The organism is Vibrio coralliilyticus ATCC BAA-450, assembly GCF_000176135.1.
GTDB classification, from domain to species: domain Bacteria; phylum Pseudomonadota; class Gammaproteobacteria; order Enterobacterales; family Vibrionaceae; genus Vibrio; species Vibrio coralliilyticus.
Genome location: NZ_ACZN01000018.1, coordinates 580300 through 594649, shown reverse-complemented (window position 1 = coordinate 594649; position 14350 = coordinate 580300). Strand labels below are relative to the sequence as shown.

Here is a 14350-nt window from a genome sequence, read left to right as displayed (position 1 = left end):
AGGCAGCAAAGCGATCATAGCTAGGTTGTTCTTTTCACTCCTCTGTCCTTTTGCCTGAGAGTTTCACCACACACCTGATGGTGTGAGGTTTGCTCCTTCGGCGACCGATTTAACGGTTCTCTCCAGAGGTTCCTCCAACTACAGTCCTCGCTGTTTTCACAGCACCTGAAAGATTTACTTCTTCGGTAGGTTATTTCGTCCAAATGTTAAAATTTGGTTAATAACCACTCTCCTGTAGTCTTCATCGGAACGATTGCTCGTAAAGTGAGCAAAAGTTGGTTGATAGCACTGGTTGCTACCAACGTGTGAACTCTATCATTATTTTTGTGTAATTCAATTAGTTTTTTGCATGAATAACAAAATGGGGGAAATGAGGATAATTAGAGCCTTTGAAAGCTTCAAAGGCTCTTAGTTAAAACTCATTCTTTGTTTTGAGTACGGATGCTAAAGATGGAATTTTCATCCACGAAGTCATACTCAAGTTGCGAAGGGGTAACGTCACAGACTTCGGAGACAGGTGTTAAGGTGCCGCTCGTACCATAGCGAAGATCAAATTGAATAAATCGACTAAAGACATTGTCTTGATCTCCTCTAGGAATCTCCTCTATGTACATTTCAGTATCGCGGCAGCTTCCTGAGATGGTCATGATGGTGGGAAACATAATCGGTTCCGAAATAGTAAAGTCTTCGAGCGTGACATCTCGATATGTTCGATTGAGGTCAATGGGTTGACTGGTGTAAATCGCCCCAGCAAATTTTTCTGCGTAAAGGCTGCCACTCCAACCTCTTGGAACAGGTAAGGTGTATGCGCCATTAGCGTCTGTTTTAGCGCTGGAGAAGTAACCTCTTACATCTGCGTTTTGGACAGGGATGCCATCCTGAGAGTATACGTATCCTTCAATGTTTACTTTTGAAGTAGGGCGCGTAAATAGGTGTGAATTGCTAATATCACCAATCAATAAAGTGCCTGATTCAAACCCAAAACTGGAACCATACCTACTGTTCCCGTCTCCAGTCTGAAAGATTTCAGCCAGCTGCCAAGACAACTCTTTACCTTTTTGGATATCGAAACGATAAACTTTCCCTAGTGCGTCATCACCAATCATGAAGGTGGTCCGATCTAGCTCCACGTCATGACCAAAATAGCCTGTTTCCGTATCGATATCCGCTTGATTGATCGTCTGCTGAAGGCTCCAAGATTCGTAAGGATGACGTCTCATGAAGACATGCACGTACGACGTTGTGTAACTACTTACGACTAAAAAGTGCTTATTCACATCAAAGGCGAAACCAAACTGACTGGATTGAGTTGGGGTCTTATCCGGCGACTCAATAACATCACCTAAGTGCCAAGTATTAAGATCTCGACTGCGGAAAATAAAGATACGCTCTGCTGACGATTCGCTGATGTACAACTCGTTGGCATAACGGCGAACAGTAAACCCTAAAGACTGATAAGTAGGGTCGGGAAAGCTGTTGACGTCTAGCTTATCGACCAGTTGCCATTCCCCAGAGTTTCTGAGGTATACATAAACGCTTCTTTGCTTGGGATCGGAAATTGTGAGTAGCTGGTCATCAAGGTAAACAGACTCACCAAATTGAGAAAGTTGTGGGTCAACGTCGTCCGGCAGTTCGATTGTGCTAGATAACGTCCAGTTTGGTTTGAATGCGTTCTCGCGCTCGTACAGCCAAACTTTGTGCTCAGAGTTGGAACCGATAGCAATAAAGCGGTCTGTGTTGTAGACGTACTTATCGGTATATCCACTGCCGGTAACCGGAAGCTTTGGACCAAACTTCCAAACGCCAAAATCTTTAAAAATAATTTGGTTTTCGATGACGCCGACGTTACGCGAAAGTGACGTTGTTCCTGATACCTTGTCGATTTTTTGATAATCGGATAAATCAGGAAAATTGGGTGATGCATTTGTACCTAATGAAAGTAGGGCAGCGAGTAATGCTAAATATCGCATGGAGGTCTCTCCTCACTAATGAAGTAGTAATTCATGGTGGAATGAGACTTACAACAAGTTGACTACGAACTAACTTAAGTTCTCGATGAACATCAGAGCAGGCGAAAAAGTTGAATCTCGTCGCTCTGAAGAAGTCATACTACATATAAAACAATCATCATATCAATAGTGTTTTGAGTATTTATACTAAGTGATATATATGTAATTTTAACCCATTAAAATAATTGGAATTCAACTGGTTTAAAACTGTTGAGTGGAGTGTGTCGAGGGGGTTAAGTTGAGTTCGGTTTTAAAGACTCTATAGTGTCTTTTTGACTTTATTGTTGTGATGTCTTATTGACACTATTTTTGTTGGTTTGATTTCTATTGTATTGATTATACGGAGATTTTAAAGTTGGCAAGAAGAATGCAATGTAGAGAGAAAAACAAAATAATCTAGTGAGGTCTCTATGTTTGTTCAACCAACTCGCACTACATTCAAAACACTTTTGACTGTTTCAAATATTGGACTGGTCGTCACTTTTCTCGCACTGGTGGTCAGCGTGCTGATTTCGTATCCATACGCTAACTCCTTCAGCCTGAATGCTCAAATTGCTGCGCATATCAGTACCATCGTAATAGCTGCATTTTTGAAAGTGAGTTATGTCACCCGATGCTTGGCGCAATACAATCTAGGTTTAGAAGTGAAATAGATATGACATAGCAATAGCGCCCTAAGTAGGGCGCTATTGCAAAGCTTAGAAGTAGTTCGCGTCAACCAGCTCGCTTACTTGCACTGATTTCACATCAGCGCGAGCATCCAGCCATTCAGCGACTTTTGCTTGTTGTTCTTCTGTTACGCTTTGGTATCTTTCTGAGTGACAGATAAAGCCTTCAAACAACTCAAGACCACCGCCGCCAAAGCTTAGACCAAGCGCATCAATGTAATCAATGAACTCGTCAACAAACGCGTCGTAGTTGTCAAAGTCAGTGATCGTTGTTTCACAGCTGACTTCGAATCCAAGCATCGCGAACTCACCCAAAAATAGCTTCTTCTGGATACGACGTTTCTTATTTTCTAACTTAAATGGTTTCATTATTTTGCCTCAAACTTTCGAGTTAGCTCCTTATACCTCAAATTCTATGCAAGCCCAAATATAATTCTGTTAAAGGGGTAAAATTCTAATGTTGTTTGGGAAAGGTCGCGTTTTGTTACGATTAAACCACGTGGAAGTGGAGGAAGCGGGAATGGGAGTGTATATAATTAAATCAAATGGGTATAAAACAAACCTAACTCTGACCCAATGCTCTTAAAAAATGGTATAAATGAACGAGTTAACAGGCCATTGAGGTTCGCGCAGAGTCTGGCTAAGGAGACGGTATGACAAGATTGATTGCGATTGTTTTTTTGGTGGCATTGGCGTTTGTTCTGATCCGGTATCGAACCAACGAAAAGCTGCAAAAATATGTCGTTGTTACTCTGATCTCCGGCTTTTTAGTTTATACCGCCACTTTGGTGGTAACCGAACTCATGCGCTAAACCAGTAGGAGCAAAGAAGTGAACAACGAGTCTGAAATGGATAACAATGATGATGTGGTGGTTATCGAAGAAAGAGATAAGCGCAGTTATTTATACATCATTATTGCTGGTGTCTTAGGATTAGCACTAGGTGGGTTAGTTGGCTCCGTCGTCACGGCCGGTAAATGGCAAAATGCCTACAATGGGCTGGAAGAAAAATATCAGTTACTTGTAGAAGACAAAAAACAGCTGGTTGTTGAAGTCGAAGATAAAGTGGCGAAAGTGGATGATGAAATCGCAGTTAAGCTGCAACAAGCCATCGAGGAGCAGCAGCAAGAGCACGAAGATGCATTGGCAGCTCTACGTTCAGAGGTTTCTGAGCTGGAAAAAGTCAATTTATCCCTTGAGGAACAACTGAATCAGCAGAAGCAGAAGATTGCTGAAGCGAACCGAGAGAATAATCAACTGAATCGACAGGCTGATATGCAAGCGACGATGTTTGAGCGATCACGAGAGTTATTCCAACAAGAGCTCAAAGTTAAGCAAGAACTGGAAGCATTAGAAAAAGAACGCGAAGAGCTCGAACCTAAAGTCAAACAGCTGAAAAAAGATTGTGATTTGTACCTATCAGGTACGTCATGGGATGCAAAATCTGACTCATGTGATAAGCAAGATGAAGCAAACTCTCGCTTAAGTCAGGTCAATCAGATGATCAGAGTGCATCAGATGGATCTAAAACAAATGAAGGCACTTACAGACGAATTAGGTTTGCAGTAACATCGCGCTGAAATTGTTATTAAACCTCCCACTAGGGAGGTTTTTTTATATCAAAAGTAGGCAATTAATAGATTTGTTACTAATTTTAATGGATAGACCAATAACCTCGACAAACGTGCTTATGCGGTTAAGGAAGCGGCGTGCAGAAGAATAATGGTACAGAGTGGGTAAAAATCATTGCTAACCTTGCCTTTCTCTGTGCGGTAGGGGTTGTCTCCTATGGGTTGGTAAATCAGGACCACAGCTGGTCACGCATTTTCTTTATTTTTCCGATACTCATGATCTTGGCTTTGATTGCAAACGATCTCACGTTGCGCCACTTATTTGCCTTTTCTTCAGTCGCGATGTTCCTAATTGGTGGGTTGGTTCAGCCATTTGAAATCGGTTCTGTCAGAGACGCCTTAATACTCATTCCACTCTGCTACATCGTACTTTTCCCAGGGACTTTGTGGCCAATCGCCGTTGGGGCGGCGCTAGTGAATGGTTATCTATACCAATTAACTTCAACGGACTTACAGCTATTTATTGAGGTAGCGACAGAAGTCAGTGCGATTACTGTGTTCGCGACCATCATGGCGTATTTTTATGTCAAAGTGCGTGAGCAGGCTATGGCTTACAAGCAGGAGAGTGTGACGGATTACCTGACCAAGCTGCCAAACCTTCATGCTTTCTATAGTGATATCAAACAAGTAAACAAAGACAACGCAGAGCATTTTGGCTTATTGCACATTGGGCTTGATGGGTTCAAGAACGTCAATGATCGTTTAGGATATCGCCATGGTGACATATTACTAGTGGCGTTTGCCAACCATATCAATGAACTCATTGGAGGGTACGGAAAACTCTATCGCCTAGGAGGTGACGAGTTTGTTTTAATCGCTGAATCCCATGATGTCGAATTGGTTTTAGATGAGACGATTGAAATCTTGCTTAGACATAAGAAGACTCTTTTCAATGTTAACAACACTTCTCACAGGCTTGGTTTTTGTATAGGTATAGCATTCGCCAGAGACGCAGTCGATAATCTCGATGTTTGGGTTAAAAATGCCGATTTTGCTTTATTTAAAGCTCGCTCTGAAGGCGCGGGTTCTGTGTGTTGGTTTGATGACGAGTTGCTTGGTGAAACAATTAGGCAGCATCAAATTGAAACTGAAATTAAAAACGCGCTGGTTAAAAACCAGTTCTCCTTGTATTACCAACCTAAAGTTTCGGCGACGACTTCAGAAGTGGTCGGGGCAGAGGCGCTGGTCCGTTGGAAACATCCTCAGCTAGGTTCAATCACTCCTGCTGAATTTATTCCAGTGGCTGAGAAAACGGCTCAGATAGTTCCCCTTGGGCACTGGGTTTTACGAGAGGCCTGTAATCAGATCAAAGAGTGGCATGATGCTGGTGTAGATTTGTGCGTGTCCGTCAATGTCTCAAACGTGCAGTTCGATCACACTGACCTGTTTAAAGTGATTTGTGAAATTTTGCGTGAAGTTCGTTTACCTTCACATCTACTTCAGATCGAAATTACCGAATCTGCTTTGATGAGTGACCCAGATGCAGTGACCGATATATGTGGGCAGTTGAGAGCACTGGGGATCTCTGTGGCGATTGATGATTTTGGGGTGGAGTATTCCTGTTTGCGTTACTTGAAACAGCTCCCCGTTGATGTACTTAAAATTGATAAGTGCTTTGTTGATGAATGCGCGATTCATGAAGCGGATCGTATGTTACTCAGAACAATCGTCCAGATGGGTCACAGTCTGAATATTAAGGTTATTGCTGAAGGCGTTGAAGACGAACAGCAGCTAGAGGTACTGCGTCAGGAAAACTGCGATGAGTATCAGGGCTACCTTTTCTCCCAGCCTCTTTCAGGTAAAGAGTTCTTTTCGCTCTTTAATGTCAGCTCTGACTCCAGTAAAGCCTCGGCATGAAGTGGATTGTCAGGTAGAGTATCTCGGTTGTTCGTTAACTGAGCCCTGCAATGCCGTCAGAAAACCTTGTTATATCTCTCCCTTCGCTTATTCACAGAATTGGTGGTGACGCGAACAAGCAGTTGCGTATTGTCGCTAAACAGCACGATTGTGAGCTCAAGCGTGTTCGTCGTTCGAGAAACTGGCAACTGATTGGTCAACCCGAGGCGCTACTCGACCTGTTTAATAATCTATCTGAGCAATCTACAGAATTCGACTTTGTGTTAAGCAAGTTGAATGTACAAATCAGTCAAAGTGTTAAACCACGTGAATCCACTGAAGAGCGCCTTAAGCGCATACTGCTTGCCGACCCGACAATCACGCTCACCGAGTTGATGGAACGCACTGGTTGTTCACTCTCAGAAGCTCGTACCGCTAGATTTGAGTCTGAAATCTTATAACTTAGTTCAGGTTATCTAGAGGGCTGGTGGTTCCTGCATAGTGTTGACCGATAACATGGGTGTAGATCTGTGTCGTCTTTACGTCATTGTGACCCAGCAGTTCTTGAACACTGCGAATGTCTCTTCCTGCCTGCAATAGGTGTGTTGCAAAGCTATGACGAAACGTGTGGCAAGTTACCTTTTTATTGATGGTCGTTTTTGCGACGGCACGACTCAACGCTTTTCTAATCACACTGCTATGAAGGTGATGACGAGAAGGATGATCACTATTGTATTGACTATGCGAAATAGAAGGAGAGGGGAAAATAAACATCCAAGCGAGTTTACGAAATGCGTTCGGATATTTTTTATGGATTGCGTAGGGGAGTGAGGGGCCGATCCCGTGTTTGTTGTCGGCAATTTGAACTTGCTCGGCCTGTTCAATCAACAGTTTCAGGACATCGACACACTGTTTACTAAGTAATGTCTGCCTGTCCTTTTTTCCTTTTCCATCTCTAACTGTAATGGATAGATTACTCAAATCGATATCTTGAACTCTCAGCCTTAAACATTCTGAAATTCGTAATCCACTTCCATAAAGCAGCTCGACGATAAGCTTTTCCTTTCCGTTTAGATGAGAAAGAACCTGCTTGACTTCATTTGGTGTTATTACAACGGGTAACTGCCTTTGCTTGGTTGCGTGGCGAAAGCCCAATTCTCCCAGTTCAATTTTGAGGAAGGCTTGATAAAGGTAAACCAGAGCATTTAGCGCTACTTTTTGTGTATTGATTGCCACATTGCGAGAGTTGGCTAAATAGGACAGAAATTGAATGACTTCCTCTGATCCCATTTGCATAGGGTGACGTTTTTCGTGATAGAAAATATAAGACCGAATCCAGTACAGGTACGATTTTTCCGTTCGAATACTGTAACCACTTAGTCTCATGTGCTCACATACTTCTCTAAGAAAAGGACTTTTCTCAGGCATAACGCTTCATCATCTTTCTAGGCATTGTGTAGATGCGTTCATTTATAGCGTGTTTCCCGACAACAAAAGTATGACTTTAGGATTAATTATGTTGAGTTATCTAGGGTAACTTTTGAAAGGGAAGTTGATGCTTAACATAAAGCACAACCTGCACGGAATGTTTCTGATTTCACTAAATTGCTAATTACCTTTGGTTAAGAAAGGAATCATTTTGTATAATTCCTTTTATTTTTCAGCTACTCAGCACCAATTCTAAGCAAATTATCATGCCTTTCTTTATTCTTATCGCGCTCCTTTTTGTTCTATTAACCCTCTTTGCCTTGTACTTCTATTTTGAAGCTAAACGGAAAAAGGAAGCCCAAGACGCGAAAAAAACACTGACCGTGCGTGTCGAAAAAATGAAAAAGCGATTCAAATCAGAAACTCAGCAATGGGTGTTTTCTGGTGCCTTATCGAAGCAGGATGAGAGCACGATGATTCGATTGCCGAACTATTTTTTTGTTTTTCAGCCGATAACGCCTGAAAATGTAGAACATTACGAACAGTCATTAGAAAGCGTGTTATTGACGGTTAATGAAAAGGTGTTGCTTGTCCCTAATGATAGTGATGACGTCACTGCGCCTTGCGAGCCATTGTGTCAGTTTGTTCAGTCTCTACCATCTGCTGCTCAAGGTTACAATGCAAGTTTTTATCGTAATGATCTGCCTGTTCTCATTCAAAAGCTAAGAGATGCTGAGATTGAGCCATTAGATGAGCAGAGCCAAGAAGAGACAGAAGTTGCCTAAGAGCTTTTCATTCAAATGGAGAGCGCGTTATAGATTAAACCTGTCACATTTTACGATGTAACAACCTATAGCTATTTGTAAATCAATTGGTTTCTTCAATTGAGTATTTACATACCTTACCTGTGATTAATAGCATTCGTTAATTGATTTTAGGTTATTAATAACAAATGGCTATAGGTTGATGTAATGAAAACAAAACTTCTGTTGGCTCTTCCCTTTCTCTCATTCGTCGCTGTTGCGAATACTAATCCTCACTTGGAAACGTTCAATACTCAAGTAAGTCAGACGTTATATAAAGGTCAGCGCTTGAATATCCCTGTTAACCTTTCACTACCTGCAGACAGACGCCACTTGGCAACGTTAGGCTATGACAACAACCAGCCGTCTTCAATGGATTGTAAGATTAGTATTTACGATAGTGCGAGTACGTTACTGCACTATCTAGACTGTCGCGCCGGTATTGGTGAGCACACATTTGCTACGCCTATCGCTTACTGGCAGGATAATTATCGAGCTGTTATCTCTTTGTATAATGCAGATTTTTCTCAATCGAGTCAGCGATTTGAAGGGAATTTTCGTTTTAACTTTGGCGAAAGCTCGCGTATAGACAACGATCATCTACCGACATGGTGGAAGAAAACTTATAACTCAGTTGGACTCGATGCTAATACAGATTATGACGGAGACAGCTTTAGCTTAATTCAAGAGTACTTTGGTAACAGCAAACCGAACGATGCAAGCAGCTTTCCTGACCATGACCCCGTGATTGATTTTGACGAAACACACTCGGCAGGAACATCAATGTATGTCCGTTTTGGTCAGGCAGTGACGGATTGGATTGAAATTACCCCAACTTATAATAAGAAAGTGAAGTCTTTAGAGTTGGTCGTTGAAACAAATGACAACGCTCGAAATCAATCTGTTGTTGCATTCGTTCATGATGAAAATGGTAACCGCGTATATCCAAGCTATCTGAAATTCCCAGGCCGACAGTCTGTTGCTTTGGAACAACCGGTTGATGTAGAGAAGCTGAAGATAAAACTGGTTGCAAGGCACTACTCATCAAACATTTATGCTCACTATAAAGTGAAACTGAATGCCACGTTTACAGAGTAAGCTTTGAACTTCTCGAGAGAGCGCCAATGGGCGCTCTTTTTGATTGTTAGCCCTGCATTGACTTTTTGGAGTACGAGATTTTTAGCATTGTTAATGTCGGGTGATGAAACATCGATAAAACTGAGCTGCAATCTTTTGCTCTGAATTAGAAACAACGATAAAGTGCTGCCTATATAGCCACCAGACTCTCTGCCATGAAGGTGGACCATTAAAATTAAGAAGGAAATTTTGTGTCAGATACCGTGATTAGTATTAGGCCCGCTAAGCCGGATGAGCTGGAAACCATTCATGCTCTTGTGGTATCCAACGATGAATGGACAAAGTTCAATGGACCCTATTTCCCATATTCGCATCCTTCACTTGAACAGTTTGAAAGAGGGTCTTTTCAACGAATGATAAAAGGTGAAGATCTTCAATTGGTGACGGTAAATGATGCCCCTGTTGGTACCGTGAGTTGTTATTGGGAATGTGAAGAAACACGCTGGCTCGAAGCTGGAATTGTCGTTTACGACTCTGCTTTTTGGGGAAAAGGAATAGCAGCGACTGCAATTCCTCTTTGGGTTACTTATTTGTTTAAAAACAAGCAAATAGAGCGAGTTGGGATGACAACGTGGTCCGGAAACCCTCGCATGATGTCACTTGCACTCAAGCTCGGTTTTCAGCAAGAAGCTCGACTGCGAAAAGTAAGATACTTCAATGGCGAGTATTATGACTCAGTTAAATACGGAGTATTGCGTTCAGAGTGGCAAAAACTCCACTCAATAAGTTAACCAATTACTATCTACATGTTTAATGGTGACTTTTATGGAAACACAGAGGATTAAATTAACCCCGCCTTCTTTAGAATATTCAGAATCCATGTTTACTGTTATTGAAGATAGCAAAGAGGAGTTTGCTCCTTTTCTCCCTTGGGTCACAGATTCACTAACATTGGCCGATATCGAAGAAAACACCAAAACTGCGTTAGTGAACTTTGAGCAGTTTGTCGATGAGTTTTGGTTCAACATTATCGAAAAAGCGACTGGGCATTTTATCGGTGCAATAGGCTTTATTGTTAGAGATAAAAGTCTCCCTTATTTCGAGATCGGATATTGGCTACGCACCTCAGAGACAGGAAAAGGGTACGTTACAGAAGCTGTTAGTCTGGTTGAGCGATACGCATTTCAGGTTCGTTGTGCGAGGAGACTGGAAATAAAAATGGCTGAGTCAAATACTAAAAGCCAGGCCGTGGCAACGCGGTGCGGTTATCACTTTGAAGCTTGCTTGGTCAATGGCAGACGACTACCTAGTGGTGATTTGGATAACACCTTAATCTATGTGAAAACACATTTATAGCCATTTTGAGGTCAAGCTAAACTGGCCTTAGCTTGACGAAAAAAGCGATACCAATCTTGGTATCGCTCTAAGAGGGCGTTGCATGAGTCCGTTATCTATCAAGTCCGCAGTGGGGCCCCCAATTTGCCCTTGAGCTAACTTTTAAGAGCACAGACACACGCAACAATCTTTAAATTCAGTTTTCACCCACAAGTCATTACTGGCCGAGGCAAGTGTCACCAATACGGGCAGGTGCGATCTTATCCAGCACTTGGTTGAGCTCTTTCCAATCACTTGCCATCTTGTTGGCTTGCTCTTTCGTTAGAACCGCACCATTTGCAGCTATACGATCTTCTTCAACTTTGGTGTAGTGGAAAATCGTCATGTCGACAGAAGCGTCATCTTTATATGCTTCTTCCATATTCACGATGTTTTTCTTACTGTCATCAATAAATACGACGCTGCTGAAGCTCTGGCCTGTTTTATCCAGAATATAATCCAGCATTGTGCCCTTGTTCATACCTGTCGTCATCATGATGCCGTTGATGTAGCTCAGAGGACGCTTAGGGTTATCAATGTAAACAGGAAGCTGATCAGAACCCTTCTCTTTGAGTGCGGTACGTGTCATGTCGTACTGGTTGCGAATCATTTCACGCTCAGTTGCATAGCGATAGTTTGGTGAACGGGATGTCAGAGCCATGACGGTTAGCCCCTTGTCCTGCCAACCGCTTACCGTTGCTGGAACGTCGTCTTCAATGATTTTCATTGGTACTAATTCGTAGAGTAGGCCAATTGAATCTTGGAAAAGACAGTCGACTTTATCGCCTTCCGCAGGTTTTACATCCAGTTTACCTCGTTGCCATTGGTACCAAATGTCGCCACCGATATCAGAAGTAGAGGTCAGAAGAGTGTTATCTATATCAATAACAATCAGCGGTTTCTCACCTTGTTTCGTCAATTGATTTACTTTCGCAGCCACATCCTGAAACTTGGTTGTTTCCTTCACGACTACGTCTGCCATTGCATTGCTTGCAAATGAAAGAGCACAAAGTGCTGCTACTTTTTTTAGCATCATATGGAAAATCTTCCTTAGATTGGTTCTTCTTTGGCGACCTGATGAACGCCAAGTAATATAATGGTTATGTTATAACATTGCAAAAAATATCGCAGATTGTCGATCGAATCTAATTTTCAAACTAGATCGGCATCACACTAGAAAAGGTTTTCTGGCAAAGAAGCGAAGGAACAAGTGCGCAAACCATTAATCAACACAAAGCGTTATATTCTGAAGCGTTGGTTGTTTTGCGTTTGAAGGGAAATGGTTTAGCTTAGTGGTGAGAAGCCAACACAAGGTGCGTGAAAAGTGAAAATCAACACAATGAGAATCCCATGTCGTTGTTTAATCGAGTCAGAAAAGTTCTACACGGAAAAACTTGGACTTAACAAGGTGTTCGGTTCACCAGAAGAAGGGTTCATCGGTTACCAGTTGGAGAACGTTCAGGTGTTGCTGGAGGGAGAAGAAAGCGGTGAGTTTGAAGCGGGGCGATTTTTAGGTTTTAGCCTGGAAGTCAAAAACATCCATAGCTTCTACGAGACCTTAACAGCAAAAGACGTTGAATTTACGGGGCCGCCTGAAAAACAGCTCTGGGGCGGATTGATGACTCATATCGTAGACTGCAACAAGAATAGCTTCTCCATCGTGCAAGTTGATTTGGCAGAATAATGAGTCGTTGTGTCAGAAAATATTTTTTGGTTAAGGGTTAAGAAATGGAACTTACCTTATACGTGTCTGCTTTACTTCTGATTGCCATTTCGTTCATTCATTCCTACCTTGGTGAACGCTATATCCTGATGCGGCTATTCAAACGAGACAATTTGCCTAAGCTTTTTGGGAGCGATGACTTTACCAAACGCACTTTACGTTTCGCTTGGCACCTAACCTCTGTCGCTTGGATAGGGTTTGCTGCCATTGTTTTCAGCCTCACTCTACCTGGGTTTAGTCAATCGACAGTCGTAAAAATAATCGCGATCACATTTGCTATCCATTGTGTAATGGCTTTTTGGGGCTCGAAGGGCAGGCACCTTTCGTGGATTGTATTTGGAACAGTGAGTGTTCTGCTCTTTTTCTATTTAATGGCTTAGATAAGGAATCTTTATGCGCCAACAATATCATTTTCGCCAATCTGAGCAGGGTTTATTGGCGTGGGATGTTCTTAGGTTAATCGAAATTACTAAAAAGCTTCCCATTATAGACGTGCCTATCTCTGATATTAGTGAGCTGGATGAAGAGTTTTGGTATGAACTCGGTGGGGCGAAACCGACTTGCCGAAGTGTTCTGGAGCATGCTGCTTTAATTAACTATGTGGATTTATCCTATCCAATCATATTGTGTCATCAGGGAAGGATAATGGATGGTATGCATCGAGTATGTAAGGCTCTACTCATGGGGCAAAACTCGATACGTGCGGTTCAGCTTCCTGAATACGTTGAACCTGACTACATCGGTGTAGATCCAGAAGATCTGCCATATGACGACGAAACAACCCGAACCTTCCAATTAATTCTGATTAAGCGCGCTCGTCTCTTGGCGTTCCCTAGCATTACTAATACAATTCTCACTTTTTGAGGGAGAGCACGTATGTTCATTAATGAAGAAGAAAGAGATGCACTTTATAAAGTGATTTTTTCCCGTCGGGATGTACGTCGCGATTTCATTCCTAAAGCGATTCCAGAAGATGTGTTGTTGAGAATTCTTACCGCTGGGCATCATGCACCCAGTGTAGGTTTTATGCAGCCTTGGGACTTCATTCTTGTCACCGAAGAGGAAACCAAGAAGGCGATCAAGCGGGGATATGAGAAGGCTAGGGTCGAATCAGCCGAGCAATTCTCCGAAGAGAAACGTGAACAATATCGTAGCTTCAAACTTGAAGGCATCTTGGAAGCACCGCTTGGAATATGCGTCACATGTGACAGAGAACGCAATGGCCCTGTGGTTATAGGGCGGACAATTAAGCCTGAAATGGACCTCTATAGTACGGTTTGCGCCATTCAGAATATGTGGCTGGCAGCCAGAGCAGAAAACATTGGCCTTGGCTGGGTTAGCATTATTCATGATGAAGTGCTTAGAAACGTGCTGGGTATTCCTGAAGACAAGGATATTATTGGCTACTTGTGCTTAGGTTATGTGTCAAAATTTAATGATAAGCCCGAGCTTGAAGAGTTTGGCTGGCTCAAGCGAGAAGAGCTCAACCAGCTGATTCATAAAGAAAAGTGGTCACAGTAAGTGGCCGCCTCATTTTAATTCTGTATACTTATTCAAGGCTTTAAATGGCCTAGCACTCCAAATTCCTCCATCTCCCCTTGATTTGTCCTTGAACAAATTATGAGCGCTTTACTCGGTTGTCAAACCGATAACTAGCTCACTTATTAATAAGCCTAATAGTTATGCCGATCACAATAATCGTGCTGATTACTTTCCTTGATTAAATTATCACTTCAGGATGGGATCGATCCCATGGGATTGTTCCCATAAATCATAAAATATACAAACTTGAATGAATCAAT

17 protein-coding genes and 1 riboswitch are annotated in these 14350 nt (G+C 42.3%); of the genes, 13 read left to right on the top strand and 4 right to left on the bottom strand.

Annotated elements, in window-relative coordinates; translation table 11 throughout:
• Positions 1-32 precede the first annotated feature (32 nt).
• Positions 33-136: riboswitch (glycine riboswitch) on the bottom strand.
• Positions 137-419: 283 nt separating this feature from the next.
• Entirely contained in the window at positions 420-1970 is a 1551-nt protein-coding gene (locus VIC_RS22095; RefSeq protein WP_006962590.1) for a carboxypeptidase-like regulatory domain-containing protein, read from the bottom strand.
• Positions 1971-2419: 449 nt separating this feature from the next.
• Here VIC_RS22095 and VIC_RS22090 point away from each other — a divergent pair, with 449 nt between their 5' ends.
• Positions 2420-2662, top strand: a complete 243-nt coding sequence (locus VIC_RS22090; RefSeq protein ID WP_006962589.1) for a hypothetical protein — start codon at positions 2420-2422, stop codon at positions 2660-2662.
• Between the two features lie 45 nt (positions 2663-2707).
• On the opposite strand, the gene VIC_RS22085 is transcribed toward VIC_RS22090, so the two are convergent.
• On the bottom strand, positions 2708-3046 hold the full coding sequence (locus tag VIC_RS22085; protein ID WP_006962588.1) for a YggL 50S ribosome-binding family protein: 339 nt from the start codon (positions 3044-3046) through the stop codon (positions 2708-2710).
• A gap of 284 nt (positions 3047-3330) precedes the next feature.
• On the opposite strand from VIC_RS22085, the gene VIC_RS26915 reads away from it, so the two are divergent.
• The 4 genes from VIC_RS26915 (at position 3331) to VIC_RS22065 (ending at position 6604) form a co-directional block, all read left to right on the top strand.
• The gene (locus tag VIC_RS26915) at positions 3331-3489 is read left to right on the top strand and encodes a hypothetical protein (protein WP_006962587.1); all 159 of its coding nucleotides are present in this window, start codon (positions 3331-3333) and stop codon (positions 3487-3489) included.
• Positions 3490-3525: 36 nt separating this feature from the next.
• Positions 3526-4245, top strand: coding sequence for a chromosome partitioning protein ParA (locus VIC_RS22075; RefSeq protein ID WP_413788340.1), 720 nt, complete (start codon positions 3526-3528; stop codon positions 4243-4245).
• A gap of 140 nt (positions 4246-4385) precedes the next feature.
• The gene (locus VIC_RS22070) at positions 4386-6164 is read left to right on the top strand and encodes a putative bifunctional diguanylate cyclase/phosphodiesterase (protein WP_006962585.1); all 1779 of its coding nucleotides are present in this window, start codon (positions 4386-4388) and stop codon (positions 6162-6164) included.
• Between the two features lie 50 nt (positions 6165-6214).
• Positions 6215-6604 carry a ribosome recycling factor family protein gene (locus VIC_RS22065; RefSeq protein ID WP_006962584.1) on the top strand — a complete coding sequence of 130 codons (390 nt, stop codon included), beginning with the start codon at positions 6215-6217 and terminating at the stop codon, positions 6602-6604.
• Position 6605: 1 nt separating this feature from the next.
• On the opposite strand, the gene VIC_RS22060 is transcribed toward VIC_RS22065, so the two are convergent.
• Positions 6606-7571 carry an integron integrase gene (locus tag VIC_RS22060; RefSeq protein ID WP_006962582.1) on the bottom strand — a complete coding sequence of 322 codons (966 nt, stop codon included), beginning with the start codon at positions 7569-7571 and terminating at the stop codon, positions 6606-6608.
• 266 nt (positions 7572-7837) lie between these two features.
• On the opposite strand from VIC_RS22060, the gene VIC_RS22055 reads away from it, so the two are divergent.
• The 4 genes from VIC_RS22055 (at position 7838) to VIC_RS22040 (ending at position 10807) form a co-directional block, all read left to right on the top strand.
• On the top strand, positions 7838-8356 hold the full coding sequence (locus VIC_RS22055) for a hypothetical protein (RefSeq protein ID WP_006962580.1): 519 nt from the start codon (positions 7838-7840) through the stop codon (positions 8354-8356).
• A gap of 186 nt (positions 8357-8542) precedes the next feature.
• Positions 8543-9472 (top strand): hypothetical protein, encoded by a 930-nt coding sequence (locus VIC_RS22050; RefSeq protein WP_006962578.1) that lies wholly within the window; start codon positions 8543-8545, stop codon positions 9470-9472.
• 230 nt (positions 9473-9702) lie between these two features.
• Positions 9703-10242 (top strand): GNAT family N-acetyltransferase, encoded by a 540-nt coding sequence (locus VIC_RS22045; protein ID WP_039952510.1) that lies wholly within the window; start codon positions 9703-9705, stop codon positions 10240-10242.
• 34 nt (positions 10243-10276) lie between these two features.
• Positions 10277-10807 carry a GNAT family N-acetyltransferase gene (locus VIC_RS22040; protein WP_039952508.1) on the top strand — a complete coding sequence of 177 codons (531 nt, stop codon included), beginning with the start codon at positions 10277-10279 and terminating at the stop codon, positions 10805-10807.
• 196 nt (positions 10808-11003) lie between these two features.
• Here the strand turns inward: VIC_RS22040 and VIC_RS22035 are convergent, their stop codons facing one another.
• The gene (locus VIC_RS22035) at positions 11004-11861 is read right to left on the bottom strand and encodes a DUF2608 domain-containing protein (protein WP_006962574.1); all 858 of its coding nucleotides are present in this window, start codon (positions 11859-11861) and stop codon (positions 11004-11006) included.
• 288 nt (positions 11862-12149) lie between these two features.
• Here VIC_RS22035 and VIC_RS22030 point away from each other — a divergent pair, with 288 nt between their 5' ends.
• Genes VIC_RS22030 through bluB form a run of 4 tightly spaced genes read left to right on the top strand, consistent with a single transcriptional unit; the run spans position 12150 to position 14069 of the window.
• Positions 12150-12509 (top strand): VOC family protein, encoded by a 360-nt coding sequence (locus VIC_RS22030; RefSeq protein WP_039952506.1) that lies wholly within the window; start codon positions 12150-12152, stop codon positions 12507-12509.
• A 44-nt stretch (positions 12510-12553) separates the two neighbouring features.
• Positions 12554-12928 carry a hypothetical protein gene (locus VIC_RS22025; protein ID WP_039952504.1) on the top strand — a complete coding sequence of 125 codons (375 nt, stop codon included), beginning with the start codon at positions 12554-12556 and terminating at the stop codon, positions 12926-12928.
• A gap of 13 nt (positions 12929-12941) precedes the next feature.
• On the top strand, positions 12942-13412 hold the full coding sequence (locus tag VIC_RS22020; RefSeq protein WP_236612200.1) for a hypothetical protein: 471 nt from the start codon (positions 12942-12944) through the stop codon (positions 13410-13412).
• 12 nt (positions 13413-13424) lie between these two features.
• Positions 13425-14069, top strand: a complete 645-nt coding sequence (gene bluB / locus VIC_RS22015; RefSeq protein WP_006962571.1) for a 5,6-dimethylbenzimidazole synthase — start codon at positions 13425-13427, stop codon at positions 14067-14069.
• Positions 14070-14350 lie beyond the last annotated feature (281 nt).

What these genes read in the sequence shown, in the direction of transcription:
- VIC_RS22095 (WP_006962590.1), bottom strand. Translation starts at nt 1,970, where the DNA reads ATGCGATATTTAGCATTACTCGCTGCCCTACTTTCATTAGGTACAAAT.
- VIC_RS22090 (WP_006962589.1), top strand. Translation starts at nt 2,420, where the DNA reads ATGTTTGTTCAACCAACTCGCACTACATTCAAAACACTTTTGACTGTT.
- VIC_RS22085 (WP_006962588.1), bottom strand. Translation starts at nt 3,046, where the DNA reads ATGAAACCATTTAAGTTAGAAAATAAGAAACGTCGTATCCAGAAGAAG.
- VIC_RS26915 (WP_006962587.1), top strand. Translation starts at nt 3,331, where the DNA reads ATGACAAGATTGATTGCGATTGTTTTTTTGGTGGCATTGGCGTTTGTT.
- VIC_RS22075 (WP_413788340.1), top strand. Translation starts at nt 3,526, where the DNA reads ATGGATAACAATGATGATGTGGTGGTTATCGAAGAAAGAGATAAGCGC.
- VIC_RS22065 (WP_006962584.1), top strand. Translation starts at nt 6,215, where the DNA reads ATGCCGTCAGAAAACCTTGTTATATCTCTCCCTTCGCTTATTCACAGA.
- VIC_RS22060 (WP_006962582.1), bottom strand. Translation starts at nt 7,571, where the DNA reads ATGCCTGAGAAAAGTCCTTTTCTTAGAGAAGTATGTGAGCACATGAGA.
- VIC_RS22055 (WP_006962580.1), top strand. Translation starts at nt 7,838, where the DNA reads ATGCCTTTCTTTATTCTTATCGCGCTCCTTTTTGTTCTATTAACCCTC.
- VIC_RS22050 (WP_006962578.1), top strand. Translation starts at nt 8,543, where the DNA reads ATGAAAACAAAACTTCTGTTGGCTCTTCCCTTTCTCTCATTCGTCGCT.
- VIC_RS22040 (WP_039952508.1), top strand. Translation starts at nt 10,277, where the DNA reads ATGGAAACACAGAGGATTAAATTAACCCCGCCTTCTTTAGAATATTCA.
- VIC_RS22035 (WP_006962574.1), bottom strand. Translation starts at nt 11,861, where the DNA reads ATGATGCTAAAAAAAGTAGCAGCACTTTGTGCTCTTTCATTTGCAAGC.
- VIC_RS22025 (WP_039952504.1), top strand. Translation starts at nt 12,554, where the DNA reads ATGGAACTTACCTTATACGTGTCTGCTTTACTTCTGATTGCCATTTCG.
- VIC_RS22020 (WP_236612200.1), top strand. Translation starts at nt 12,942, where the DNA reads ATGCGCCAACAATATCATTTTCGCCAATCTGAGCAGGGTTTATTGGCG.
- bluB (WP_006962571.1), top strand. Translation starts at nt 13,425, where the DNA reads ATGTTCATTAATGAAGAAGAAAGAGATGCACTTTATAAAGTGATTTTT.